This window comes from Nonomuraea glycinis, from assembly GCF_035920485.1.
GTDB classification, from domain to species: domain Bacteria; phylum Actinomycetota; class Actinomycetes; order Streptosporangiales; family Streptosporangiaceae; genus Nonomuraea; species Nonomuraea glycinis.
Genome location: NZ_CP109166.1, coordinates 3,697,638 through 3,723,838, shown reverse-complemented (window position 1 = coordinate 3,723,838; position 26,201 = coordinate 3,697,638). Strand labels below are relative to the sequence as shown.

Here is a 26,201-nt window from a genome sequence, read left to right as displayed (position 1 = left end):
AGGCAGTGGTGACGGCGCGATCGGCTATCCGGGGGTCTCAGCGGCTCACTGCGGTCTCCCGTTCAATACGCGACAGCTTCTCCGGATTGCGGACGTGGTAGGCGCCGGTGACGTAGCCGTTCTCCACGCGCACCGCCAGCACGCCGTCAATCTCGCCGTTGACTCGGACGAGCAGCCCCGGACCGCCGTTGATCTGCACCGGCTCGACCGACCTTTCCGCGTCGCGCTTCCACCATCCGACGGCCAGCAAGCGAGCGACATTGTCGGCCCCCACGATGGGCCGCAGCAGAGCGTGCTTGACCCCGCCGCCGTCACTCAGCGCGACGACGTCCGGCGCGAGGATGTCGAGCAGGCTCTGCAACTCGCCGGTTTCGACCGCTCGCTGGAAGGCCTGGAGAGCGGCCCGGTGCTCAGCGGGGGAGCTGGCGCCACGTGGCCGGCGCGCGGCGACGTGGGCCCGCGCCCGGTGAGCGATCTGGCGTACCGCGGCCGGGCTCTTGCCGACGGCCTGAGCGATCTCGTCGTAGTCCAGATCGAACACCTCGCGCAGCACGAACACCGCCCGCTCGGTCGGCTGGAGCGTCTCCAGCACCAGCAGCATCGCCATCGAGACGCTGTCGGCCAACTCGACGTCCTCGGCCACGTCCGGCGCGGTCAGCAGCGGTTCAGGTAGCCACGGCCCGACGTAGGTCTCCTTGCGCCGGTCCAGTGTGCGCAGTCGTTTCAGGGCCTGTCTGGTGGCGATCCGGATCAAGTAGGCACGCCGGTCGAGTACCGTGCCGTGCTCGACGCCCACCCACAGCAGCCAGGTCTCCTGCAGGACGTCCTCGGCGTCGGTGGCGGAGCCGAGGATCTCGTAGGCGAGGGTGAACAGCAGATTGCGGTGGGTGACGAACGCCTCGGTGGCCGCGTCCATGCGCGCCGTGGCCGTCGGTCGCTCGGTTCGTTCGCTCGCCATGTCCATACGATCCCGGCCCCCGCCGCTGTGTGACACCGCCGGCCGGTGGTCTATGTCACACAGGTTCCGCTGTCACAAGAAGCGGGTCAGCGGGATCTCTTGCTCGTAAGAACGCAGCACACGAGTAAGGAAGTCCCAGCATGTCCATCGGGTCGCGCATGCCCAACCCCCTCCCGTTCCTCCCCGAGATGGCGGCGATCGCCGAACCCCTGCACAAAGTCATCGCGAACGGGGTGATTCCGCCGGCCACCGTCAGCCTGCTGCAGTTGCGCGCCGGGCAGATCCTCGGCAGCACGTACTTCACCATCCGAGAGACCGGCAATCTCCGCGGAATCGGGGAGTCGGAGGAGCGCATCACCGCCCTGGCCACCTGGCGGGACGCCACCTGCTTCACCGACGCCGAACGAGTCGCTCTGGAATTGGTGGAGGCCGTCCTGACCCCGAACCCGTCCGGGGAGCGCGTGCCCGACGAGGTGTACGGCAGGGCGTCCGCGCACTACGACGACAAGGCGATGTGGCATCTCGTCATGGCGATCGCCCATATCGGCTTCTTCACCCCCGCGGCTCTCATCGCCAAGCCGATCCCCGGCATGCCCCCCGGCCAGAACTACAGCACCCACGAGAGGCAGGAAGCATGAGCAAGCTCGCCGTGGCAGGAGCGACCGGGCGGCTGGGCCGCCACGTCGTCGACGTCCTGGCCGAACGCGGTCACCAGGTCGTGCCGATGTCCCGAGCCTCCGGCGTGGACATCATCACCGGCCAGGGCTTGGCCGAGGCACTGGCCGGGGTGGAGCTCATCATCGACGTCGCCTCCTGGCACGCCTCCGAGCAGGAGGCTGCGACGGAGTTCTTCCGCACCTCCGCCCGCAACCTGCACGAGTACGGTCGCAAGGCCGGGGTCGCCCAGATCACCATGGCGTCCATCATCGGCGTCGACCTGGCCACCGCCGGTTTCCTCGCCGCCAAGAAGGCGCACGAGGAACTCCTCCTGTCCGGCCCGCTCCCTGTCCGCATCCTGCGAGCCGCGCAGTTCCACGAGTTCGTCGGCCAGCTGCTGGACTGGCGGCAGGGCGACGTGGCCTACCTGCCGGCCCTACCCGCCCAGCTCGTGGCCTGCCGTACCGTGGCCGAGGAACTGGTCGACCTGGCCACCGCCCTTGACGCTCCTGGAGCGCCGATCCCCGAGATCGCCGGACCTCGCAAGGAGACCCTGGCGAAGGCGGCCGCACTCCTCGGTGCCCGCCGAGACATCAAAGTCGTCGGCGTCGACGGCTCTGGCATGCCCGATGCCGAGATCGCCGCCAACGGCGGATTCCTGCCCAGCCCGCACGCCAAACTCGCAGGGCCCACCTTCCAGGAGTGGCTCGACACCCAACCCTGAGCCGACCGTACGGCACAGCCTTCCACGATCACCGAACGAAAGGACAGATGATGACGAAGGCACTGGAACTGCCGCTCCACATGCGGCGGAACGGACTCAACCCGATCGAGGAGCTGGCCCGAGCCCGCGACAGCGAGGGCGTGGTACGGGTGGAGACGCCGTTCGGCCTGCCCGCATACCTGATCTGCCGCCATGAGGACGTTCGCCAGGTGCTGGCGGATCCGGCCCGGTTCAGCAGCGCCCTGACACCGTTCCCGGGATCCGGGCAGCTGAACGCCGACGAGCTGGCCACGATGCAGGCCGGGAATCTGCTCGGGTTCGACCCGCCCGAGCACACGCGGTTGCGCCGCATGCTCACCCCGGAGTTCACCGTACGACGGATGCGCAGGCTGGAACCGCGGATCACCGAGATCGTCGAGGCGGCGCTGGACGATCTGGAGCGGGCGGGCAGGCCGGCCGACCTGGTGGAGCATTTCGCGTTGCCGGTGCCGTCGCTGGTGATCTGCGAGCTGCTGGGTGTGCCGCATGCCGACCGCGCCGAGTTCCACGAGCGTTCCGTGCGCCTGCTGGACGCCTTCTTACCGATGGAGCAGCGCGTCGCGACGCAGCGGGAGGACCGCGCGTACATGGCCGGCCTGGTGGCCCGCGCCCAGGCGGACCCGGGCGAGGACATGCTCGGCATGCTGGTGCGCGAGCACGGCCACGAACTCAGCACCGACGAGCTGATCGGCATCGCCGGACTGCTGCTGCTGGCCGGGCACGAGACGACCTCGAACATGCTCGGCCTGGGCGCCCTGGCGCTGCTGCGGCACCCGGACCAGCTCGCCCTGATCCGTGAGGACCCGGCCCGCGTCGAGCCCGCCGTCGAGGAGCTGATGCGCTGGCTGTCCATCGTGCAGGTACTGCCGCCGCGCACGACCACGACAGAGGTGGAGATCGCCGGACACGCCATCCCCGCGGGCTCGCTCGTGATCTGCTCGTTTCCCGCCGCCAACCGCGACCCCGCCTTCATCGACGATCCCGACACCCTCGACATCACCCGGGGAGCCGCCGGCCACGTCGCCTTCGGCCACGGCGTGCACCACTGCCTCGGGGCGCCGCTGGCCCGGATGGAGATGCGCATCGCCTTGCCAGCGCTGCTGCGGCGCTTCCCCGGCTTGACCCTGGCCGATCCGTACGAGCAGATGGACTTTCGGGCCTTCAGCATCGTGTACGGCTTGCACACGCTGCGGGTGACCTGGTGAGCGGGCAGCCGCCGAGAGCTTTGGCTGTCTGTCTGTCGGACGGAGCATGGTCTGGCGGCTCCGGGATGACGCGCGGGCGGTGGGTGATGCCCGTGACCTCGTCCGGCGCGCCCTCCTGCTGGTCGGCCTGGGCCAGGACCTCGTCGAATCTGGTCCCCCGTCGCCGCCACGAGCTACCCGTCGCCTCCAGCACTAGGAACGGAGACAGGGTGTCGTGAGGGCGGGCCGATCGCTATCCGGCGGTCACCGTCTGCGGCTCCCAGGAGAAGACCTGGGACGCCTTCGGGTCGGCGGTCACCCGCAGCCACTCGGTCGCGGTGTCGCCGTAGGTCTCCAGACGGGTCAGGTTGGGCACGCCCGCGTAGGACGGCTCCACCTCGTAGACATGCTCGTCACCGTGCACGAGCAGAACCGGCTTGCCGTACGCGCGAGCCCGCTCGACGATCCGGGCGCGAATCTCGCTGAATCCGGGGGTCTCAACGGGCTCGGCCTGCATCATCAGCAGGACGCCAGGAGCCTGGGTGCGCTCGGCGATGGCGAACGCCTCGTCGATCCAGTCGAGCGCGGCGGCCTTGCGCGCCTCGAACTCGGCCAGACGCACCTGCGGCCGGTCCCCGCCGGGCAGCTGGTCCCACGGCGCCAGGCCGTTGTCGCTGCCGACGGCGTGCACGGTGGCGAAGACGACCCGGCCGCGGGTGAAGCGCACGTTCTCGCGGTAGTCGCGGTGGCGCCGGTCCTTGGCCTGGGTGCGCACCGGCATCCGGTGGCCGCCGAGGGTGCGGCCGGCGGTCGGGAAGAACACCCGGCGAACCGCGTCGAGGCGCTCGGTGGGCAGGTAACCACCCGCGGCGGTGCGGTGGCAGTCGGTCCACTCGTTGTCGCCGGGGGTCAGCACGAACGGGTCGTCGAAGGTGCCGAACAGCTCGGCCAAGGTGGCGAAGCGGGCGTCGTCACAGGTGGAGGAGCCGTTCTTGACGTCGCCCGCGTGCAGGACGAAGCGTACGTCCGGGTCGGCGTCGATGGCCTTGACCAGGCCGGGGAAGGCGACCTGCTGCGCGTCACCGTAAGGGGTGTCACCGAGCAGGGCGAAGGTGACGGCGCCGGGCTGGGTGTCGGCGGCGGCGGGAGACAGCAGGCCCGCAGCCAGGGAGGCGGCAATTACGGCTGCCGCGAACAGGGGTTTACGCATAGGAGAATTTCGACATGTCTCGGCCACCGGCACATGGCGTGGAGTCGACCTGTCGAAGAAACCTGGCCGACGAGCAGCGGGTGCCCGCGATCGGCCAGGTTGAGCAACTCGCCGAGATGTTCTCGAACAGCCGAATCCCCGGTGCGACGGGTGGAGCGACACCCACTGACCCGGCGCACAGGCATGCCATCAACTAGCACGTCACCGTTACGGTTGATGGCATGCGAGAGGACTGACTGACCAGCGATGAGGCGGCAGTTCTGCTTGGGATCACGGTGAAAGGCTTGCCAGCAGCTCGGACACGCGGACGGTCGCGCCGTGGTCAGAGCCGTAGAGCCGGGCGAGGTCGTCCCGCAAGTCCGTGAGCGTCGCGCGAGCCTTGTCCACGGCGCCGACACTGACTTGCAGCTCGCCTATCTGGCGACGCAGCTCCAGGAGCCGCGCGTCGTCCTCGGGGAATCGGCTCGTCTCATCGGCCAGCAGCTCGCGCATGATGTGCAGCGCGAGCTCGGGATCGCCCGCGTGCACGTGGCAGGTCGCTTCCTGCAGCCTGCACTGGGAGATCTGCTCGTGGTCAGGCTGAGACTGCAGGAGCAGGTCGTCCGCGAGCCGCCGGAACTCACGCGCGGCCCGCCGATGGTCCTGGCCCTCGAACAGGACATCCGCGAGCTGCCCGCGCAGCCCGATCACCTCCGGGTCGGCAACGCCGAGGTTGTGGCTCGCCGGAACGGCGACCCCGGCGAGTACGTCCGCCGCGTCGCCGTAGCGTGACTCCCTGACCAGAGACATCGCCTGCCGGCGAGCGCGCCCGATGTCACCGCGGCTGAAGTCGTCATCCGCCGGGGCGCTCCTCGTGGCGGGGACGGGCAGCCGGGGCCCATCGGTGAGAGTACGGCTGATCGCATGCGCGTACATCCGGGTGGGGCTGGAGCCGGGAGCGGTCATGTCGCCGAGCGGGCCTGTCCCTGCCAGATACGGCATGAGCCGCTCGTGCACCTCGGCCGCCGTCGCGGGGCGGTCTTCCGGCTGCTTTTCCAGCATCGCCAGGATCAGCTCGTCCAACTCCCTCGGCACGTCCGGCCGGAACTGCCCGGCCGCTGTGGGAGGGGTGTTGATGTGCTGGTCCATCACGCTGTATTCGGACGGCCCGGTGAACAGATGCCGCCCGGTGAGGAGTTCGTGCAGCAGAGCGCCCAGCGAGTAGACGTCGCTCCGCTCCGTGGGCTTGCCGGCGCTGACCTGCTCGGGGGACATGTAGGCGGCGGTGCCGAGCTGCTGGCCGGTGCTGGTCAGCTTGGTCAGCTCGGGATCGTCCATCAGGGCCAGGCCGAAGTCCACCACCTGGATCGAGCCGTCCCGTCGCAGCATGACGTTGGGCGGCTTCAGGTCGCGGTGCAGGATGCCGAGGTCGTGTGCCGCCGCCAGCACGGCCGCCACCTGGGCACCGACCGACGCGACCCATCCCAGCGGGAGCGGCCCATGCTCGGCGATGACGTCGTCGACTCCCGTGCCCTCCACGAACTGCATCACCATGAGCAGGCGCCGTCCCAGTGCCGGGTCCTGGTAGCTGCCGAAGTCGTGCAGTACGGGCGCACCGGGGTGCGCAAGTCGCGACATGATCTTCGCCTCGCGAGTGAACCGGGCCTCAAGCTCGGGAACGGGCACCCCATCGGGGAACCGGATGAACTTGATCGCCACCCGTCGCCCGAGCTTCTCGTCGTGGGCGCCCCAGACCACGCCCATGCCGCCCCTGCCCAGATGGATGGGGTCAAGCCGGTAGCGATCGAGGATGAGAGTCACCCATGCCTCCAGAAAGGGGGATCACTCGGGACGCAGGATTCCATCGAAAAGGCCGTCGATACCGGCCGCCACAAGATTATCGCTGATCTCGCGCAGCGTACGGGTGGCGTCCTCGTAGGCCAGCAGTTGCCGGAAGGCTTCGCCGTACCGACGTTGCTCGTCGATGGCCAGCCTGGGCAGTTGCGCGCGACGTGGATCCAGTCTGCCGAGCCGGGCTCTTGAGCCGCCGCCGGCGCGCAGGCAACCGGCCAGGAAGTGAGGGTCCAGCCGGTCGGGGTCGGTGCGGATGAGCAGGAGTTGAGGGCCGAGGACCGCGCCGGAATCCGTCATGACCCGGGGAGACCAGCCGCTGCCGGTGACGACCGGTGAGACGACGTCATCGCGTTCCACCCGCGCCAGGCCGGGAGCGTCGGCGCTGCGGCCCGTGGGCGGCCGCCCGAGCAGGAGGTCCTTCGTGGTGAGGACGGGAAGCTCGCCCTCACCGGGGAGTTTGAGCGGGCCCTGGAGGATGGTCACGACCCCGGCACGGGCGAGCTCTCCGATGCTGGACATCGCCCGCTCCTGCCCCTGATCGGGTGAAAGGCGAGGCAGGGTGGCGGCCAGCGACTTGGCCAGGGCCGCCGCCTTCTCCCGCAGGGCGGAGAAGCTCGACGGGTCCGGTTGCCCGAGGGTCGATATCCGCCGGCTGGTCGTCAGATCGACCTCTTCGTCCAGCAGGTCGATGATCCTCACCGTGTCGCTGCCTTCGGGAAGGTCCTTGGCTTCGCGGAACGCCTGCCAGGCGGTCTCGGCGAGCGCGAGGTTCTCTCCGGCGTCCACCATCAGGACCTCGGACGGCGGTTGGCCGCCCGCTTCGGGTCTCCGCAGGACCCACAGGTCAGGGGCTCCGCTGGATGCGGGGGCGGCGCCCACCGAGAGCGTGATGATCGCCCGCAGCGCCCCGGCGCGCAGCAGATTGCCTCGGACTCTGCGACCTGACCGGCGGCTCGCGGCGACCCCGGGCATCATGATGACCACCGTGCCGCCGGGCCGTACGTGTGCCAGGCAGTGCTGCGCCCAGGCGAGCTCCGACTCGCCACGGGGTGGCAGGCCGTACTCCCAGCGGGGGTCGTTGGCCAGGTCCTCGTAGCCCCAGCCGCGCTCGTTGAAGGGCGGGTTGCAGACCACGACCTCGGCCTGCTCCCCGGCGAAGGCGTCCGCGCGCAGCGAGTCGCCCGCCTCAACGCGCGAATCGTAGCCGTGGAGTCGCAGGCGGATGGCGGCCAGGTGGGCCGCGCTCCCGCTCAGATCCTGGCCGAGCGTGCACGAGCCGGCGGATTCGAGGAGCAGCGTCCCGATGCCGCATGACGGGTCGAACACCGTACGCCCGGCTGTGTCACCGAGGCGGACCATGAGCTTGGCCACGTCCCGGGGAGTGGCGAGCAGCCGGCGGGAGTGCAGGTCCACGTAGCGTTCACAGATGCCGTCGAACGCCGCGACGGGCCCTTCGGCCCGGCCCACCTCGACGATCGCCGCGACCAGCCCCGCATCCACGTCCAAACCGTCGGGAACCGCGACTGACAGGGCTTTCTCATCAAGGTCGGGATTGCGCCACTGGTGGAGAAGCACGGTCCCGGCGAACCCGACGGCCTCGCCGAGCCGCAGGTCGTCGGTGACCGTCCGGAGCCGCTGCCAGAGCCGCTCGATCGGCGCCACTTCCACGTAGCGGTCGTGCCGGCGAAGCCAGCCCTCGACCTCGACGAGGGAGAAGGCTGGACTGGTGGCGGTTCCGCCAACAGGCTGGGGGAAATCGTCGAACCGCTTGCGCCAGTTGCTGACCGCGGCCCGGCCGACGTCGGCAAGCCGGGCGATGTCTGCCGCGTTCACCGTGACGTCGTCGTGCATCTAACGCCCTTCCTCAGGCAACCAAAGATCATTACCTGTACGGCGGAGCCGCTCGCGGTAATCCTCATGACCGGGAAGCGCCCGCTCCACGATCCGCCAGAACTCCGCGCCGTGATCGGCGCGATGGAGATGCGCCAGCTCGTGGACGAGCACGTAGTCGATCAGGGTCGGCGGGAGCTGCATCGTCGCCCAGTGGATGTTGACTTGACCGTCACGGGAGCATGACCCCCAGCGATAGCCGAGCGGGCGCACGCGCAGCCCGCTCAGCTCGACGCCGATCCGCGTCACCCATGGCTGCACTCTCCTGGTCAGCCATGGGTGACCGACGCGGCGATACCAGCCGACCAGCTCCTTCGCGCCACCACCGCGGGCCAGCTCCAGCCGCCCGCGGATCAGGCGCACGTCACCGGAGTCGACGACGCGCAGCCGGTAGGAGCGTCCGAGATACAGGAACCCCTCGCCGGAGACGAGCTCCCTGTCCGGTGGCGCCTCGCCGAGATCCCGCTTCTCGGCGAGCTTGCCGTAGAGCCAGGAGCGTTTGGCCTCGACCACCTTGGTCAGCTCGGTCCGGGAGACCTGCGAGGGGATGACCGCGGTGATGGAGGCGTCCCGCTCCACGGTGAGCCGCACGCTCTTGCGGCGCTCACTGACCGAGACGGCGACCTCAAGGTCACCGACCCGCAGGACTCCAGGAAAATCACTCACGGTCATCAGCATGCCAGCATCACGCCCTCGGGATGTCCGCCCGGTTCTGCTGGACCACGTCACGCGCCTTGTCGGCGACCTGCTCCAGCCGGTGGAAGTCCCCTAGGTCGTGGGTGACCAGAATCACGAGGATCTCCTTCCTGAAGTCCTCCACGTCCTGCTTCTTCTTCCAGAAGTCACGGATGTAGATGGTCTGCGCCGCCTTGAGGTAGATCTCCCGGCTGGCCTCGACGTATCGCGGGTCGTCGATGGCCTCGGCGGAGGTGGCCAGCTCGGTCAGCAGCAGGCCGAACAGGGCGCTCTCGACGGGGCTGAGGTTGTGCGGGTTCTCCCGCCGATCCTCCACGATGTCCTCCATCAGGTCCTTGAACGCGAGCAGCTGCTGGTCCCAGTCGTCCTTGAGCTCGGTGATGATCTGCTCCAGACGCTCGCTGAGGAGCTGGTAGCGGGCCGGGTCCTGGCCGCGGTGCACCTCGATGTGGTGCCGGATGGCGTTCTCCATCACCGACGCCTTGGATCGCGAGCCGCCGGTCATCTCCTCGACCTTCGCCGCGAAGTTGGCCGCGGTCAGCGCGATCGGCGGGAGCTGCTGCTCGATGCCGAGCGAGGTCACGTGCTCGTCGATCAGCAGCTTGATCTTCTTGCCGTACGCGCCGGGATCGAACTCGCCGCCGTCCACGTAGTAGCGCCGGTTCGCGGTCAGCTTGATGACCATGAAGCGCTTGAGGTCCGGCAGGTACGGCTTCGCCGCCGGATCCGGCAGGACCGTGTTGACCGTACGGGCGAAAATGGCCAGCTCGGCGTTGAACTTGTCGCGCCGCTGCGGATCGGCCAGCTCCAGCACGCACCCGTCCACGTCCTCGGGGTCGCGGAACATCATCCGCAGCCGCTGCAGCTGCGGCTCCAGCTTGGCGATCTCGACCCGCATCTCGCGCAGCGCGTCGGCGACGTCCCCGACCTCTGCGGCGTCGAAGCTCTCGTCGGCGTAGACGCGCAGCGCGTCGACGAGGTTCTGCGCCACGCCGCGATAGTCGACCACATAGCCGTACGGCTTGCCGTCCGCCGTCCGGTTGACCCGGGCCACGGCCTGGAGCAGGTCGTGCATCTCCATCTTGCGGTCCAGGTACATCACCTGCTCGATCGGCGCGTCGAAGCCGGTCAGCAGCATCGACTTGACGATCACGAACGCGATGTCGTTCTCCCCGAAGGGCTGGGTGAAGCCGTCGACCCTCGTCTTCTGCTTGGCCTCGTCGGTCCACTCGTCGAACCGGCTCTCGTCCTCCGCGTCTCCCTTGGAGATGACCGGCACGAAGTCGATCCGCTTGAGCAGGTCGAGCTGCTGGTGGGCGCGGACGAGCTGGGCCTGGCGCGGCCTCAGCTCGCCCGGGTCGCGGCCCAGCACCTTCGGCGGCAGGCTCATGACGTCCCTGACCAGCTCGTCGCGGGCGTCGAGCAGCGAGTCCCGGTAACGCAGCGTGGTATCCCGGTCGTGCGCGACCACCTGAGCCTTGAAGCCCTCGGGCAGCACCTTGTCCACGTAGTGGCGCAGCATGTGCTTGGCCTTCACGTCGACGAGCTTCTGCGCCGTCGAGACCGTCCCCTTGGTGGCCCAGCGCTGCTGGAGCTGCTGCCGCTCCTCGTCGGTGAGGTCCTCGAACGCCTCCTCGAAGAGCTCGTCCATGTCCTGGCCGTCCCGGAGCGCGCCCTTGACCATGTAGCCCTCGTACAGGATCGGCACGATCACGCCGTCCTCTTCGGCCTCCCGGAGGCGGTAGGTGTCGATGTACGAGCCGAAGAGCTCCGCGCTGGTCTTGCGCCGGCCCTTCTTCGTCATGATCGGCGTGCCGGTGAAGCCGATCCGGGCGGCGTTGGGCAGCGCCTCGCGGAGGTTCGCGCCGAGGGAGGCGGTATGCGAGCGGTGCACCTCGTCGATCAGCACCACGATCGAGTCGTCGGCGTTGACCTCGCCCATGTCCATCCGGTCCTGGGGCGAACCGTCCTGGTTCTTCTGGATCATCACGAAGACGACGCCGGGGCCGCTCCGGGCCAGGTAGGTCCTGGCTCGGGCGCTGGTCTTGGCGATGTCCACCTTCTCGCCGCTCAGCTGCATGGTCTCCTGGAGCTGGTCCTGGAGCTGAGTGCGGTCGGTGACGGCCACCACCTTGTAGTGCGCGAGCTCCGTGATCGACCGCATCCGGCGGACCAGGAAGGTCATGGTGAGGCTCTTGCCCGAGCCTTGGGTGTGCCAGATGATCCCGCCGCGCTGGCCCGGCTTGCCTGTCAACAGCCTGTGGACAGTACGCTCGACCGCCCGGAACTGCTGGTAGCGGGGTGCCACCTTGACCGTCGTGCCGGTGTCGATGGTCATGAAGGTGACGAAGTTGTGGACGATGTTGAGCAGGTTGACCGGGTCGAGCACGCCTGCCGCGAGGATCTCCTGCTTGCTGAGCTGCTCCTCGGTCTTGTTCCGGCGCGTCGCCAGCTCCGCCATGGTCAGGGGGTACGGGTCACGCCAGGGGACGTAGTGCTCCTGGGCGGCGGTGATGGTGCCGAGCCTGGTATCCTCGCCGCTGGTCGCGACCGTCAGCTGTACGGAGTGGAAGAGTTTCGGGTTGCCGGTGGCGCTGTGGTGATAGCGGCGGATCTGATCCACGGCCACGCCGAGGCTGCTCTGGGTGGGCTTCTTGCACTCGACGACGACGAGCGGGATGCCGTTCACGAACAGGACGAGGTCGGGGACGATCGACTTGCTGCCGCCGGTGCCGGGGACGTCCACGCGGAGCTGGTTGACCACGGTGAAGTCGTTGTTCGCCGGGGTCTTCCAGTCGATGAAGTGGACCGTCTTGTCCCGGCCGCCGTCCGGGCCGTCCACGGCGACGCCCTGGATCAGGAGGTCGGTGACGTGCTTGTTGGCTTCCAGGAGGTTGGCGGCGGGGACTCGGGTGAGGGCGTTGTACGCCTGGCTGATCCTGGTGTCGTCCAGCCAGGGGTGGCCCTGGTCGTCGAGGTTGATCCGGGCGAGCGCGTCCCGTACGTGATCTCCAAGGATCACTTCGTCGAAGGTGTTACGCAGGGACGCCTTCGCAATCCTCGGCAGGACCGCGCCTTTCTCGGCGCCGGCCGCATGCTTCCAGCCCATGCTTTTGAGCTGTTCGATCAGGGGACGCTCTACCAACGTGTACTCGTAGTCGGCCACCGTCCGACTCCCTCCGTAAATCGTCGAACATCGTTCCCCCGAACAAATAACCGCCTTACCAGGGCATGCAGTGCTTGCCCCGGTCGGGCTAAGGATTTTCCAGTACGGCTTCCGCCTCCGAAACTCGAACCCGTCCGGTCAACAGGTCCTCCGTAAGGCCCTGTTTCAGGAGATGGAGACTGGCCACACGAGCCGTTTCGGCCTCCGCGGCTTCGGCTACCGCGTTGATAGAAGCGACTATCTTCTTCTCCTCATCCAGAGGTGGAACGGGAAAGCGCATCTGAGCGAATCGATCAGCGCCAAGATGGGCGATACTTGTGGTCCGCTTGGCGATCTTCATAAACTCTCCGGTGGACAGCCAGTAGCTAAAAATAGCTTGGGCAAATTCAGGAGAGGTACGGTGGGGTCGGAAACGGACCAGCGTGTTTTGAAAGCAGTAGCCAGGCGGTCCGTCATAGATAGCGCTACGTCCGACAAGTTCTAGGCTTTGGCCCTCGTTCAGTAGGATGTCTCCTCCCTGAAGTCCAAAAACCTCTTGCTCGGCAGGCGTGAAGTTCATCTCAAGAACGTCGCCGTAGTTGATGTAGTTGTCGTAAACGTTCGCTACGCGAAGGTACGGGGTCATATGCCGCCCCGTTTCGTGTTGGGGTGATCGTTGCCTTCCTAGCTTGACCATCCCCACATCAGCGACTGGCTCTAGCGACCAACCGCCGGTTTGTTCTGCAGCCTTGGCCATACCGTAGAACAAAGTGTCGTGTATAACACCTCGATGCATTACCCGAAGCTTATCTATCACCAGCGAAGCTGTGGATATTTGTGATTCGAGGGCGCCGAGGATTTCCGCGATCCGCCGCTGCTCGGACATCGGTGGGATGCCGATTTCAAGCCTGGAAATCATATCTGTCGGCAGGCGTCCAGTGCCATGGCCAGCCTCATCGACCATGCTCAGGATCTCGCCGGTTCGTACCTTCAACGCCCGCGCGAGAAAGGTTCCATCAATACCCTGACGGGGAATGATCGCCTTACAGTCCTGTCCGAAGGCAAGTTCTCGCTGCGCCACTCCGACTCGGAACTCTTTCTTCAGGCTCATTCCTCGGACCACGAAAATTACTGAGTCTCTCCCCACCATCCGTGTTCCGGCTGAGGACCCGCTCTTAGTCAGCTTCCGATCAGAATCATGGATGTAGAAGTCCTTCATGCTGGCGGCGCTGATCCACGGGATATCTCCGTCCCAGAATCGCGGCTCATCGGTGGATGGTGTGCCACCGGACAACCAGACTCCCGTGTCGCGCAGCCGAATCGGTTTCCAGCCTTCGGGAAGTTCACGCATAGCCCAACTCCTTGAGGTAGCTCTCCAGGCGAGCGGCAGCTGCTTCGCGCTGACCTACAAGGTCTCGCAATGTGACCGCGTACTTGTCGGCCCAAGTACGGAAGGCCGACTCGGCCAGTCGGCGGGCGGTAACCGTACGGGACTCCAATCGGGACGAGAGCTGAGACCGGAGGACAGCGATCACCAGATCGCGGTGCGAATTGCTGTCGAGTGCGCCGATGGTCATGCGGAGCCGGGGCAGGAAGTCGCCCTCCAGCGCCCCGACCTTCTTCCGGGCGGCGGCGGTACGCGCCTTGAGTTCCTTGAGCTCGGCCTCTGTCAATTGCTCCTCGACGGGCTCGTCTGCGTCCTCGTCATCCTCGGCTGGCTTGGCGGTGGCCGCCTTGTACTGGGCGTTCAGCTCGGCATACTCCGCCTCAGCCTCCTCCAGCTCTATGAGGTAGTCCGGGATGAGCGCAGGCACGATCCGATGATCGCGGGCCTTGCGCTTCTCTGCAGCGATCTTCTGCCTGTCCCAGTATTCAACGTCCTCCTCGTCCAGCTCGAACGCCGACTCAATCGTGGTCAGCCAGCCCTCGACCACACCCTCGAACCCGTGGAGCCCGAGAGCCTTGATGTCGTACTGCGCCTCGCCCCACCACGCGGCCACGATGCCGGCCAACTCGAACCGGTCAAGCACCTTCAAGGGGAGCAGCTCAGTGACGAAGGAATCGAGCAGTTCGGCGCGGGTCTCCATGACCTTGTGAGTGTCGGGCAACTCGATCAACCGCTTGCTGTGCCGTACCCACCACTCGGAGAACGCCTTGCGTAGCCGTGCCTCAGTGGGCTCGGCCAGCGAGGGAAGGCGCTCGGCGGTCGCCTTCCATCCCTCGGGCAGGAAGTCGTAGTAGTCGGCGTCCCACTCGGCGAAGAGCGCGGCCGGGTCGATGCCGAACGCTTCGAACAGCCCGGCCTTGGCCGCCACCTCGGACTTGGGGACGCCGCCATGCAGGTGGGCGCGGACATCCTGGGGCTCGGGCGGCGGGGTGTTGTCCACGTACCGCCGGATGTTGAGGTTGAAGTCGTTCTCGCGCAGCTCCTTGATGTCCACGACGCGGGCGAAGCCAGGAATGTCCCGGTACTCCTCGTACGCCGCGACGATCTTCTCGGCGTGCTGCGGCTCAAGGTAGTTCTGCGCGCGACCGGCGGTGAACTCGCGGTCGGCGTTGATGAACAGCACCTTGCGGCGCTGCTCGGCAGGCCGGGGGTCGGTGCCGCGCAGGACGAGGATGCAGGCCGGGATGCCGGTGCCGTAGAAGAGGTTGGGCGCCAAGCCGATCACCGCCACCAGGCGGTCGTCCTTGATGACCCCCTCCCGGATGTCCTTCTCCTTGCCACCTCGGAAGAGCACACCGTGCGGCATGACCGTCGCGCCGATGCCATCAGGAGTGAGGACGGCCAGCACATGCTGGGCGAACATGAGGTCCGCCTTCTTGCCACTCTCGGGCGCGTAGCCGTACTTGAAGCGCTCCGGGTGCTTCATGTCGGCGGCCGAGTAGTTCAGTGAGAACGGCGGATTGGTGAGGACCCGGTCGAAGCGGGCAAGCTCCCCGCCTTCGAGGTGCCTGGGGTCGGCAAGGGTGTCCTCGTTCTCCAGGTCGGCGTTGAGCACGCCGTGGAGGATCATGTTCATCTTGGAGACGGCCCAGGTGGTGCCCGCCGCCTCCTGCCCGGCCAGGGTCAGGTCACGCGAGTCCAGGCCGTGCTCGTCGATGTACTCCTTGGAGTGGATGAGCATGCCGCCCGAGCCCGAACACGGATCGTAGACGCGCATGCCGGGCCTCGGCTTGACCAGGCGGACCATCATCCGCACCACGCCACGCGGGGTGTAGAACTCCCCGCCCTTCTTGCCGGCCGAGTCGGCGAACTCCCCGATCAGGTATTCGTAGGCCGCGCCCAGCAGGTCAGGGAACTCGAAGTCCTCGTTGCGCAGCCGCACCCGGTTGAAGTGGTCGATGAGCTGCTGCAGCCGCTTGTCGGAGAGGGTCGACTGGCCGACCTTGCGCATGAAGTCGATGTGCTCCAGCACGCCTTCGAGGGCGGTGGAGTTGTAGTTGGCCAGCCCTTCGAGCGCCTTGTTGAGCAGGTTGCCGACGTTCCTCTCCCGGGAGTGATCCCGGATGTACGACCAGCGGGACTCCTGGGGCACGAAGAAGCTCTCGCCCCGATAGAAGGCCGGAGAGCCCGCCATCCGCTCGGCTTCCTCCTGGCTCTTGCCCTGGGCGAGCCACTTCTTGATGAGCTCGGCCCGCACCACGTCGGCCTGGTCGGAAGCGCGCTTCAGGAACAGCATCCCAAAGATGTACTCCTTGAACTCCGAGGCATCCATCTTGCCTCGAAGGATGTCGGCCGCTCCGAACAGGTGCCGCTCAAGCTGCGGCAACGTCAACTTCGCCACGAGGTGGCCCATCTCCTTCAATCAGTGGGGCATCCGGCTCAGTCTTGCAGGCGTCCCATCAACGGGCACGCGCTTCTCCAGTGTCAGCCACGCGATCGTTGACGCCACACTAGCAGCAACACCTTGGTGTGTACACAACTCAAAATTCGTTTGCATACGCAGTTCACAGCTACTAGCCTCGTCTTTGCCATATAACCGAGGTGGGTGGGGGCAGCGATGCGATCCCTGCGTGACGGGCGTGCGATTCATCTGCTGGACATCGAGAACCTGACCGCGTCACCCCTGCCGACCCTGGCGGAGGTCGAGCAGACCATGACCGAATACCGGCAGCGCGTGCCGGTCGGCCGCCTGGACCAGTTCGTCGTCGGGGTCAACCCCCGCTCGCTGGTCGAGGTCGGTCGCGGGATCCGCGGGGCCCAGATCCTGACCCGCTCAGGCCCGGACGGCGCCGACATCGCCCTGACGGAGATGGCGATCAGCGACCGCATCGACCTGCGCTTCGAACGCGTCGTCATCGGCTCGGGCGACGGCTACTTCGCCGACCTCGTCACCTGGCTCACCGCCGCCGGCGTCCACGTCACCGTAGTCACACGCCACCACGTGCTGAGCTGGCGCCTGTACGTAGCGACCGGCGACATCACTTACCTGGATACGGCTCTGGCAGCCTGATCAGCAGCTGCGGCCATGCTTATATCCGGTCTTGCGTAAATACCATCCGAAATGGGAGCTTCTTCGCATGGCATCGCCTGGTAGCCGTTTCGACACGCGGCTTGTGCAGACCGCTGTCTTCGGGCACGCCCGAGCTGATGAGCCGGCCACCATGCCGTTCGACTACGACGACGCTCTCCGCTTCAAGCTCGCCAACGGGAGCCGAGGCTTGTGGTGTGGGGAATGGCTTGGAGGATGCGGCCAGCAGCTCTCAGCAAAGCTGTATAAAGACAGGGATTGCCACTTCGCGCACTTCCCGTCGAAGGATCCGTCCCGTCCGACTTGCACACGGCGAAATGCTGGTATCGACAGCGCTGACCATCTGTACATCCACCGAAGCCTGTCCGGGTTGACTGGTATCGGTCGACAGACCAAGAAGGACGGTACGTTTGACGGACGGCTTCGCGACGGTATCTGTACTGACCTGACGGTCTGGCCAACAGAAGTCGGCAACCGGCTCCTACAAGTGCAACTCATCAACCTCGCCTTGAACGATTGGCTCGCGGCAGAGCGAGGCTTCATTGACAGAGGGCAGCAAGTTGACTGGCTTTTTGGGACGCGCGCTGAGCGCACTGCTAGGCACCAGATTGAACGCTCTGGATACGCGTTTCAGATCCGCTGTGAACAGGATGGGTTCAATCGGGTTGTGCTCGTTGGCACTGAATCGCGCGGTGGGAAGCTCGTATGGAACAGCGCGGACGAGTGTCGCTACACCTCGGACGGGCTGTGGACGCCCGCTCTGCGCCGGGCGGTCACCATCTCCAAACGACAGCGACAGAGGGCGTCTCAGCAAGGGGTAGCGCAAAAGCAACCTGGGAATCTGCCGGAGCGAACTGATCACCCGATTGACGTCGATCACATAACCGTTCGCCTGCTTGGTGCGGGTGTCCGACGAGTTCGTGGCACCCCCGGTAGCGGCCGTCGCTATGGCCTTCGAGCTAACCTCACGGACGATCGTACGGGCTGGGAAACGGAAGCAGAACTCCAATTTAAGGCTCCACCGGAGAGGATACGTCTCAAATACGCCTACCGTCTGGTAGGACCAGCGACCGGCAACGAGCCGTGGGGATCGACAACTGCGGGACTCGTCATCACAGCAAAAGGAATTTGTCGTGGGAGATTCTCCTTGCCGTCTTCCTCTGAAGCCCCAGTTATGCCTTTGTCGCAGTTGGAGAAACCTCACCGTGCAGACCATGAAGGTATCCGTCGTGCCTTCGGCAGCCTGCGTGTACGGTTGTATGCAGCGGCCAAGCGCGGTGACGTAAGACAGGTCGGGGATCTTATCGACGAGGCGAGAGAGTTAGTCCCAAGGAATGTGCTGTTTCGGGCCCAGCATGCAGAACTCGATGCGGCCGAAGCCTGGGTTCGCGAGCGCATTCCTTCAGGAAGCCCCGGAAAGAAGATCGCTAATCGTCGAAAGGGAGGAAATGCTGAGGTGCTAGATGCGTTACTCGCGTTCATGCGTTCCGCTAAGAAGCGGAACGACGAGCGTGCGATGCGCCGACTGCTGGGCCGCGCTCGTGCCCTGATCAATCAGGCACCACCAGAAACATTTCCCTCTGAGGAGCGGAAACTAGTCCACTTTGAAGAGTGGATCGCGGCGCGACGGAGCAAAGCAAAATAGGGCTGCTATCCCGATGATCGGAGCAGGGGGCCGGGGCATCGAACTCGGCATCGAGGTTCCTTGCGATGTCCCGGGTCCGCTGCGAAGCGATCGAGGGAGCGCGACCGGAGGTCAGGACTGATAGATCAGTTCCTAGCCTCCGGCCCAATTGGCACCTCCGATAATCGTGTATCGGAGCGTCCAGATAGGGCACTATTTGAGTCGTGCGGAACCCTTACGCCCGATCTTGGGAGTCGTCTAGAAGTCGAATTCGCCTCGCTTGGCCCCATCCAGGAAAGCGTCCCAAACGCTGGCGGTCACCACGAATGGCGCTTGTGCTGGGCTCTCGGTGTCACGGATGGCCACTCGGCCGCCAGACAAGGGGACGACCTCGATGCAGTCTCCGCCATTCGATCCGCTCTTGGTGGCCTTCCGCCAGGCGGCGGTGCTCAGTTCGTCGTTCACGTCCATGTCTTGGCTGCCTCTCTGAGTAGCTCGATAGACACATGCTGGGGGTGTGCCTCAGCTCGGATGGCGTCGTATTTCATATGGATCGCAGCGACATCCTCCGGTCGGTCAGTCATCTGCCCGTGTCCCGTGGACTCGTAATACACGATATCTGGACTTCCGGCCAGTTGGGCGATCACGAAGCCGCCGAGGAGTCCTGTGGTGGCGCCAAAAGCCATGGGGACCACTTGGATAGCGATGTGTGGCCGTTCTGCCGTCTGGACCAGGTGTTCGATCTGGTAACGGATGATCTCCCGACCTCCAATAGGACGTTGGAGTACGCCTTCATCGAGCAGTACCCAGAACATTGGGGGGTTGGGACGAGACCAAAGGATCTGGCGCTCCAGGCGTGCTTGTACGGATTTCTCTACCTGCTCCTCCGTGACGCCGGGTTCGCCACGCAGCATGGCGCGAGCGTAATCCTCCGTCTGCAGCAGTCCTGGGACGAGGAGAGGCTGCCATGTTCGGAGGCTTTGAGCTTCCTGCTCAATATCCAGCCACTCGCGAAACCATCGAGGGCTCGCCTCACGGCTTATGAGAGGCCAGAGGCGGAGCAACTTCCCCTCGGCTCCCACGGCTTCGTCGCAGCGTTGGACGAGGTCCTTGCTCGGCGTCCGTTGAGCTCTCTCGATGAAGCCGATCAAGCTGGGGCTGAACCTGATTATTTCCGCCAATTGCTCCTGGGACAATCCGGCACTTTTTCGAAATTTGCGTAGCTCGACACCGAAGAAAGCCAATGGGCCGGCTGTGGGGTCAAGCTCAAGGGGTGCGGGCATCCGTAACTCCTGTTCTGGCAAGTAGCACGAGAGTCCTACGCCAATCAGACAGCCGGTACTACAGAACTGTCCGAACGGTGTGTCATCCATTCCATTCCGTAATGTAGCTCACCACGGGCACTCTGTGTACTTGGAAGCGCAAGTAATGACAGGTGCAGCGGTGTGGTCGCACAATCTCTGGCTGCTTCCAGTTTGATCGGGCAGGGCTGAATATTTTGGACATGCAGTATTTAGGTCACTAATGGGAGCGGTTCATCCTTTACTGCCTTCACCCCAGGACTTAGTGCTTTTCTGGCCAGCTGATGTCTGTAACTGGAGCGACTACATGGATCTGGGAGGTGGCGTAATGGATAAGCTCTTGTTCGGCGAGATCGCGCCGGAAGTCGCACAATCGGTGCAGGCCGCTGTGGCGGCGGAGCGCTCAAGCCATGTCGGGCAGAGCATGGTCTGGCGACTTCGCGACGACGCGCGGGCGGTCGGTGATGCCCGCGACCTCGTCCGGCGCGCCCTCCTACTCGTCGGCCTGAACCAGGACCTCGTGGACGACGCCGTCCTGATGGTCAGCGAACTGACCACCAACGCGATCCTGTACGGCGACGCACCGTACGAGCTGGTCCTGCGGATCGATCCGGCCGAAGTGGTCTGCATGGTGGTCGACGCCGGAGCCGCCCGCCCGATACCCCGGCGTACGGACACCCAAGCCGAGAACGGCCGGGGGCTGAGGATCGTGGCAGAACTGTCGGCCGGCCTGTACGGCTGCATCCCCCACGGATTCAGCACCTGCCCCGGCCTGGCGGGCAAGGCAACCTGGTTCGCGCTGCCCCGTACAGAGAATCGGCGATGAGCGGAGCACAAGACCTGATGGAGGAATACCACGGCCTCCACACAGCCCCTCTCCAGGACGACCACGAACGGCTCGCATGGGCGAGCCCTACCGCTCGGTGCGAACGGGTCCGAGTGCGCCGCCACACCTGCAACCGCTGCGCGCCCCGCTACGAGCTCTGCGTCGCGGCCGGCCTCGCCTTCGTCCGCCGATCTGTCGATGGCGTGATCCACGAGACGGCGTGGACGGCGGCGGCCGAGACAGAGCAGGTATGGGCATCGCTGCTCAGAGGCACAGCCCGGTGAGCTCGCATGTCGCTCAGCTCAGCGCCGCCGCTCACCCGTCTGTGCGACCTGATCGGATAGTGGGCGAGCTTCGTCCTACTGTTGAGGATCAGGATCTTCCGCAGACGGGGACGGCAACCCGCCGATGTTCAAAGGCCCGGAAAAATCTCGTCCCTGTATCACCGTTCCATGCACGACTCCGCCCGAAATCGTGTTGTGGACGCCGCCAGGCGGAGAGTCACCGACTTGTGGACGGGCCGGTTTCGGCGGATGAGCCGCATCGCGTCGACGCTCAGCCCCGAACAGGCCGTACACAGCGGCGCCCAAGCCTGCGAGGCCGACGAACAACGCCAGTACGCTCGCCACTTTGTCTGCCTTGTCCAGTCCAACCAGAACCAAGTAGAACGCGAGCACGAGCACGACCGAGGTGACGATGATTCCGCCAGCCCACCTGGCAAATCTCCGTACTTTGTCCGACCGTGAGCTCATGCGCCGGCCTCCATGTCCTCAATACGGGCCCGCACCTCGGCCGCACGGGAGTCGCCCAAGATTTCATACAACTCCGCCGCCCGGCGCCGGCAAGTCTGCGCGTTGGTCACATCGTCGGACCGTACGTATAGCTCGGCGAGCAGAACGAGCGCTTCTGCCTCACTATGATGATCATCGAACAGCCGGAATGTCTCACAGGCCCGGCGAAGCTGCGCCATCGCATCGAGATCCGCCTCCCCTGCCATCAGGCTGATCGCCAGCGCCAACCTGCCCCATGCCAATGTCCAGACATCGTCGATTTCCTCGAAAATTCTAACGGCTGCCGTACCGAATGCTACCGCTTGTGTCGGATCGTTGAGGGCATGGGCACACTTTCCCAAACTGAGCAACGACATTCCTTCGCCTCGGCGCAGGCCGTCGGACCGGAATATCTGCAACGCCGATCTGAACATTTCAGACGCCGCGTGGAAATCCCCCTGCTGCTCCCGTACCAGACCTTCGCCACGGAGAGCGAACCCTTCGATCCAGCCCGCGGAGAGGTGGCGACCGATTTCCGCAGCATGTCGATAATTTGAAATGGCTTCATCGAATCGGCTGCGACGCCAGGCCACATCTCCCAGCATTTGCATGTTGACCGCTTCACCGAAGGAGTCTCCCAGGAGCTCGGCAGCCGCCAGGCCACTTCGGTGATTACTTTCCCACTCATCCCAATAGGAGCGCAGTTCGAAAAATCCCGTGGTGACGAACGGCAGCTTCCATCCGATGTCGAATTGACCGAACTCGGTCGCCTGGCGCATGGCGGCGAGGAGATTCCGCCTTTCTGTGTCAAACCAGCTCATCGCTTGTGGACCGTTCACGAACTCATCAGCCAAATCCAGGTGGCCTGGTGGAACGAGCGGGATGGAGGGGAAGAACGGCAGGAGGACCGATCTTGCCCTGTCAGCGGTGAGGAGATACCAGGTCAGCGACCGCCGGACTGCCTGCATGCGTTCTGCCTGCGCCTCTTCCGCAAGAGCGCGCTCCCTTGAATAGGACCTCAGCAGAGCGTGCAGCTGGAAGCGGTTCACAGTTGTCTCTTGAAGTAGGTGGACGCCGACGAGCGCCCTGAGTTGCCGCGTCGCCTCCCCCACGTTCGCTCCGATCAGAGCTGCGGCCGCCCCCAGACCGATGTCCGCTCCTTCATGCAGGCCGATCAGTCTGAACGTACGCATGAGATCCGGGGTCAGCGCCTGATAAGACCAGGAGAAGACCGCGCGTGTATCGCTGAGCTCGTCCTCGGCCGAAGCGAGCGCATCAAGCCGTCTTTGTTCACCGTTCAGTTCGTCGACAAGGTCCGCCAACGAGAGCTGCGGCCGATTCACCGCACGCTCCGCCACCACCCTGAGCGCGAGCGGCAGATGCCCGCACAGTTGGGCGACTTGCTGAGCGCTTTCCACCTCGGCAGCGATCCTGTCATGCCCCATCAGCTCCGAGAGAAGCAGGACGGACTCCTCGGACGACAGGACATCCAACGTCACAGGGAGCGCTCCTTCCCTCACCACCAACCCGGAGAGAGTGTTTCTGCTGGTCACCAGTGTGAAGCATTGGCGCGACCCAGGAATCAGGTGGCGCACCTGGGCAGACGAAGTGGCATTGTCGATGAGAAGAAGAACGCGTTTTCCGTCCAGTAACGACCTGAAGAGAGCCGCACGTCCAGTCAACCCCTCCGGGATGTTGTCGGGCCGCACATCCAGGGCTCGCAGAAAAGCCTCAAGCACCGTCTCCGTAGAGAGAGGCGGCCCTGGACCGAATCCTTGCATATCAATGTAAAGGTCCCCGTCGGGGAATTCACTACGGACGCGATGCGCCCAGTACACCGCCATCGCGGTTTTACCTACTCCGGGGGGACCTGACACCGTGGAAACGCCAACGGGCGTGCGGCCCTGCTCACGGGAGCCCGGCCGGGCGACGAGGAAGCGGTCGAGCTTCAGCAGATCAGCTTCTCGGTTGACGAACCCTGAAGGGCTGAGCGGCAGTTGACGAGGCGCCGTGAAGACGTGCTGAGCGCGATGCAGGTGGATGCCTCCGTGCACCACGCCCGCCTGCACGACGGTCTCCGCCTCGCCGGAGAAGTCGTTCGAGGAGTCTGGCCGGGAAACCATCGCCTACCTCAAGACGGACGATAGTCCTTGTGATCGACAGCTCGATCCCAGACGGATTCGAAGGCTGAGACGCAGAGCCGTACGACGGCCGGCTCCTCGGTGATCTCCTGGAAGAGGTATGCGCCATCGCCCGAGAAATGCCCGAACCTGACCAACCGATCATCAAATACCCAGAAGTCGTTGCCCGGCAGCGCCAGATCGGAAGCTTTGCGCCGAGACAACCATCGCACCTGTTCACCGGCGGCGATGTTCAGGTCAGCCGTCAGGTCGTACTCATGCTGGATGAAGTCGGTGATCGGCTCCGACACGATACGAGCGCGGCGCATCTCCACGCCGCGCTCTACGGTGGCTACGACCAGGTCATACCATTCACGCCATCGTTCGACCGGGTCGATATGGACGCCGGCTTTCCAATCCAGATACACCGGGTCGTCGGGCGTGTACATGTCTCGCATCTCCAGATGCACGGCTGAGCGGGTGCATTCAGCGAACAGTTCATCGAAGGTCGGCCGCTCCGTCACTACTTGCCTCCTGGATGATCGTTCGCATGCGAGCAGGCAGCCTCACGATCTTCTCATGTGCGGCGATCGGGCTCACGGCTGCGACTTCGTTCAGCGTAGTCTGGTCCGTGACCTCCCATCCTTGAAACAACAGGTCGCCTGAGACCTCATCGACCCACACGGATGGGCAGTTGCCGGCCGCCGTGTCAGGGTCGATGCCGATGAAACGTAGGGCCATGACTCCTCCAGGGCCGAGCTCGGCCATTTCTGGTCTCAAGCTTCAACCGAGGGATTTACTTGGTCAAGGTCTCTATTTGGGAATAGTGTAGCTATCCTGGGTTCTACGAATGACGCCTTTTCGTTCTTTATCCCGTCAAACGGATTGTCTGCTTACGGATGTCGTACAGACCGTAATCTGCATCGCGGGCGGGATTGGTTCTGCCTGGAAAGTCGGGCGTCCGTCACACACGCAGTACGGTGACCTGCCGGCCGGCAGGTGTGGTCGTCTGTTCGAAGCCGCCTCGTTCCTGCCACGGCGGGGCCTCGGGGCGGCGGTCGAAGATCACCAGCGCGCCGGTGGAGAGGGTGAGGCGGTCCAGGTAACGGTCGAGCTGGGCGAGGCCGTCGGGTGCCGGATCGTTCTCGCCTGCTCGCCACACCTTCAGCTCCATGGCCTCGCGCTGCATCAGGCGTTCGCCGTCGGGGCTCGTGTAGGGCCAGCGGACGAGCACGTCCAGGCGTTTGGTGCCGGCGGCGTATTCCCGATCGAGGTAGCCTCCGCCGTTGACCAGGCGGTGCAGGAAAGCCATGAGAATGATCTGGCAGGCGGCCTCGTGGTAGCCCTCCTGCTGGATGAGAACCTCGCCGTGCTCGCGCCAGAAGACGACGAACTCCTCCAGCAGGCGCGGCAGATCGAACCGGCCGTCCGGCAGCACGAAGCTGCGCGGGTCGGCCATCACGTACTGTTCCGACGGGTCTCCGAGCACTCGCAGGATGACCTCCCGGTAGATCGGGTTCGCCACTTCGAGCGGGGGTTTCTGCTTGATCAGGCCCAGGTCGCATACATAGGACAGGTCGTCGGAGAAGGCGGAGTCGATGTGGGGGAAGACCCCGGCCACGACCGGCTCCATCACCCGCTTGACCCGCGGCTCGTGCAGCCGGGCCATCACAGCGTCCAGATGTGTGTGGCGCGCCCGGATCAACCGTTCCTTGGCGTCTTCCACCTGCCCGGCGGTGACGGCGCCGGTCACGCGCATCTCGAAGACGACCTCATGGGCCAGGGCGTTGACCAGCCACGGCTGGCCCTGTGTCAGCTCGAACACCCGCTCCACCGCGTCCTTGGTGAACTCCTGGCCGGTCTGCTGAGTGTGCTGGCCGTAGAGTTCGGCGATGTCGTCGGCGGTGAAGTCCCCCAGGCGCAGCGACTTGGCGGCGATGTTGAACGGGCTGGCCGGGTTGGACCGGCCGGGCTCGCCACCCGAGGCGACCTTGTAGTCACGCAGGTCGCGCAGCCCGCACAGCACCACGGACGCGGGGAACGGACGGCCCCCCGGCCGCGCGTTGTGACCGTCGCGGAGCTGGCTGAGGATGCTGACCATGCTGTTGCCCTGCAGGGCGTCGATCTCGTCGAGGAGCAGCACCACGCGGCGCGGGCAGCGGCGGCACCACTCGCTCAGCGCCGAACCGAACCGGCTGCCCGGCGTGACCTGCGGCCAGGAATCCGGCGGCAGCAACTTCTTCGGCCATCCCGACCACTCGGCGGCCTCGCGGAGGGAATCCAGCAGAAGCGACTCCGCGGCGGCGTAGTCGTCACCGGCCGACTTGGCGCGCTCGCAGGAGAACATCAGGGCGGCGACGTCGCCCTCGGCGGTCAGCTCGGACGCCAGGGTGCGCAGCATCGTGGTCTTGCCGGTCTGCCGGGGCGCGTGCAGCACGAAGTAGCGGTCCATCTCGATGAGCTCGCGCGCTTCGGGGAGCCGTTGCGTGGGAGGCAGCATGTAGTGGTGCTGTGGGCCGCACGGTCCGGTGGTGTTGAAGTATTTCGCTCGGGGTCGCCGCATGGTCACATTCTGTCATCGTCTTGCGGCTTAATGTCTGGGACAAGGGATTCGCGTGACAGCGGAACCTGAGCGGGTCTGGACGGCCCTATGAAGGGCATCGCTTCCGACGCGCTGGCCCGAGCGGCGGCCACTCGGTTGAGCCACGAGAACGGCCGGCTACCTTCGCCACCGCAAGCTCACCGCGAT

Annotated in this window: 21 protein-coding genes; 6 read left to right on the top strand and 15 right to left on the bottom strand. The window is 65.4% G+C overall.

Annotated features, from left to right (window positions below; all coding sequences use genetic code 11):
- Window positions 1-37: 37 nt before the first annotated feature.
- A complete protein-coding gene (locus OHA68_RS17605; protein WP_327108616.1) occupies window positions 38-958 on the bottom strand; it encodes an RNA polymerase sigma-70 factor in 921 nt (306 codons plus the stop codon).
- Window positions 959-1,098: 140 nt separating this feature from the next.
- Here OHA68_RS17605 and OHA68_RS17600 point away from each other — a divergent pair, with 140 nt between their 5' ends.
- From OHA68_RS17600 to OHA68_RS17590, 3 genes are read left to right on the top strand one after another with little or no spacing between them, the layout of a single operon-like run.
- Window positions 1,099-1,596 carry a carboxymuconolactone decarboxylase family protein gene (locus OHA68_RS17600; protein WP_327108615.1) on the top strand — a complete coding sequence of 166 codons (498 nt, stop codon included), beginning with the start codon at window positions 1,099-1,101 and terminating at the stop codon, window positions 1,594-1,596.
- Window positions 1,593-2,339: an SDR family oxidoreductase gene (locus tag OHA68_RS17595; protein WP_327108614.1), complete on the top strand. Its 747-nt coding sequence runs from the start codon at window positions 1,593-1,595 to the stop codon at window positions 2,337-2,339. The genes OHA68_RS17600 and OHA68_RS17595 overlap by 4 nt, the downstream gene beginning before the upstream one ends.
- A 47-nt stretch (window positions 2,340-2,386) precedes the next feature.
- Window positions 2,387-3,583 carry a cytochrome P450 gene (locus OHA68_RS17590; RefSeq protein WP_327108613.1) on the top strand — a complete coding sequence of 399 codons (1,197 nt, stop codon included), beginning with the start codon at window positions 2,387-2,389 and terminating at the stop codon, window positions 3,581-3,583.
- Between the two features lie 232 nt (window positions 3,584-3,815).
- Here OHA68_RS17590 and OHA68_RS17585 read toward each other — a convergent pair whose 3' ends face one another.
- From OHA68_RS17585 to OHA68_RS17555, 7 genes are all read right to left on the bottom strand, one after another.
- Window positions 3,816-4,772: a metallophosphoesterase gene (locus OHA68_RS17585; RefSeq protein ID WP_327108612.1), complete on the bottom strand. Its 957-nt coding sequence runs from the start codon at window positions 4,770-4,772 to the stop codon at window positions 3,816-3,818.
- Window positions 4,773-5,042: 270 nt separating this feature from the next.
- Window positions 5,043-6,572, bottom strand: a complete 1,530-nt coding sequence (locus OHA68_RS17580) for a serine/threonine-protein kinase (RefSeq protein WP_327108611.1) — start codon at window positions 6,570-6,572, stop codon at window positions 5,043-5,045.
- A 21-nt stretch (window positions 6,573-6,593) separates the two neighbouring features.
- Window positions 6,594-8,456, bottom strand: coding sequence for an HsdM family class I SAM-dependent methyltransferase (locus OHA68_RS17575; protein ID WP_327108610.1), 1,863 nt, complete (start codon window positions 8,454-8,456; stop codon window positions 6,594-6,596).
- On the bottom strand, window positions 8,457-9,161 hold the full coding sequence (locus OHA68_RS17570) for a M48 family metallopeptidase (protein ID WP_327108609.1): 705 nt from the start codon (window positions 9,159-9,161) through the stop codon (window positions 8,457-8,459).
- A gap of 19 nt (window positions 9,162-9,180) precedes the next feature.
- The gene (locus OHA68_RS17565; RefSeq protein ID WP_327108608.1) at window positions 9,181-12,357 is read right to left on the bottom strand and encodes a type I restriction endonuclease subunit R; all 3,177 of its coding nucleotides are present in this window, start codon (window positions 12,355-12,357) and stop codon (window positions 9,181-9,183) included.
- An 88-nt stretch (window positions 12,358-12,445) separates the two neighbouring features.
- Window positions 12,446-13,687, bottom strand: a complete 1,242-nt coding sequence (locus OHA68_RS17560; protein WP_327108607.1) for a restriction endonuclease subunit S — start codon at window positions 13,685-13,687, stop codon at window positions 12,446-12,448.
- Window positions 13,680-16,124, bottom strand: coding sequence for a type I restriction-modification system subunit M (locus OHA68_RS17555; RefSeq protein WP_327108606.1), 2,445 nt, complete (start codon window positions 16,122-16,124; stop codon window positions 13,680-13,682). The genes OHA68_RS17560 and OHA68_RS17555 overlap by 8 nt, the downstream gene beginning before the upstream one ends.
- Window positions 16,125-16,340: 216 nt before the next feature.
- Between OHA68_RS17555 and OHA68_RS17550 the strand changes: the two genes are divergently transcribed.
- A complete protein-coding gene (locus OHA68_RS17550) occupies window positions 16,341-16,793 on the top strand; it encodes an NYN domain-containing protein (RefSeq protein ID WP_327108605.1) in 453 nt (150 codons plus the stop codon).
- A 67-nt stretch (window positions 16,794-16,860) separates the two neighbouring features.
- Window positions 16,861-18,456: a hypothetical protein gene (locus OHA68_RS17545; RefSeq protein WP_327108604.1), complete on the top strand. Its 1,596-nt coding sequence runs from the start codon at window positions 16,861-16,863 to the stop codon at window positions 18,454-18,456.
- A 237-nt stretch (window positions 18,457-18,693) separates the two neighbouring features.
- Here OHA68_RS17545 and OHA68_RS17540 read toward each other — a convergent pair whose 3' ends face one another.
- Together OHA68_RS17540 and OHA68_RS17535 are read right to left on the bottom strand one after the other, a co-directional pair.
- A complete protein-coding gene (locus OHA68_RS17540) occupies window positions 18,694-18,906 on the bottom strand; it encodes a DUF397 domain-containing protein (RefSeq protein ID WP_327108603.1) in 213 nt (70 codons plus the stop codon).
- Window positions 18,897-19,718 carry a helix-turn-helix domain-containing protein gene (locus OHA68_RS17535; RefSeq protein ID WP_327108602.1) on the bottom strand — a complete coding sequence of 274 codons (822 nt, stop codon included), beginning with the start codon at window positions 19,716-19,718 and terminating at the stop codon, window positions 18,897-18,899. The genes OHA68_RS17540 and OHA68_RS17535 overlap by 10 nt, the downstream gene beginning before the upstream one ends.
- A 346-nt stretch (window positions 19,719-20,064) precedes the next feature.
- Between OHA68_RS17535 and OHA68_RS17530 the strand changes: the two genes are divergently transcribed.
- Window positions 20,065-20,562 (top strand): ATP-binding protein, encoded by a 498-nt coding sequence (locus OHA68_RS17530; protein ID WP_327108601.1) that lies wholly within the window; start codon window positions 20,065-20,067, stop codon window positions 20,560-20,562.
- 359 nt (window positions 20,563-20,921) lie between these two features.
- Here the strand turns inward: OHA68_RS17530 and OHA68_RS17525 are convergent, their stop codons facing one another.
- The 5 genes from OHA68_RS17525 to OHA68_RS17505 all read right to left on the bottom strand — a co-directional run bounded on the left by OHA68_RS17525 (window position 20,922) and on the right by OHA68_RS17505 (window position 26,015).
- Complete coding sequence (locus OHA68_RS17525) at window positions 20,922-21,245, bottom strand: hypothetical protein (protein WP_327108600.1); 324 nt, start codon at window positions 21,243-21,245, stop codon at window positions 20,922-20,924.
- Window positions 21,246-21,310: 65 nt separating this feature from the next.
- Window positions 21,311-23,455: an ATP-binding protein gene (locus OHA68_RS17520; protein ID WP_327108599.1), complete on the bottom strand. Its 2,145-nt coding sequence runs from the start codon at window positions 23,453-23,455 to the stop codon at window positions 21,311-21,313.
- A gap of 8 nt (window positions 23,456-23,463) precedes the next feature.
- Entirely contained in the window at window positions 23,464-23,976 is a 513-nt protein-coding gene (locus tag OHA68_RS17515; protein WP_327108598.1) for a DUF6879 family protein, read from the bottom strand.
- Window positions 23,951-24,193 (bottom strand): hypothetical protein, encoded by a 243-nt coding sequence (locus OHA68_RS17510; protein WP_327108596.1) that lies wholly within the window; start codon window positions 24,191-24,193, stop codon window positions 23,951-23,953. The genes OHA68_RS17515 and OHA68_RS17510 overlap by 26 nt, the downstream gene beginning before the upstream one ends.
- Window positions 24,194-24,416: 223 nt before the next feature.
- Complete coding sequence (locus OHA68_RS17505) at window positions 24,417-26,015, bottom strand: ATP-binding protein (protein ID WP_327108595.1); 1,599 nt, start codon at window positions 26,013-26,015, stop codon at window positions 24,417-24,419.
- Window positions 26,016-26,201: the final 186 nt, after the last annotated feature.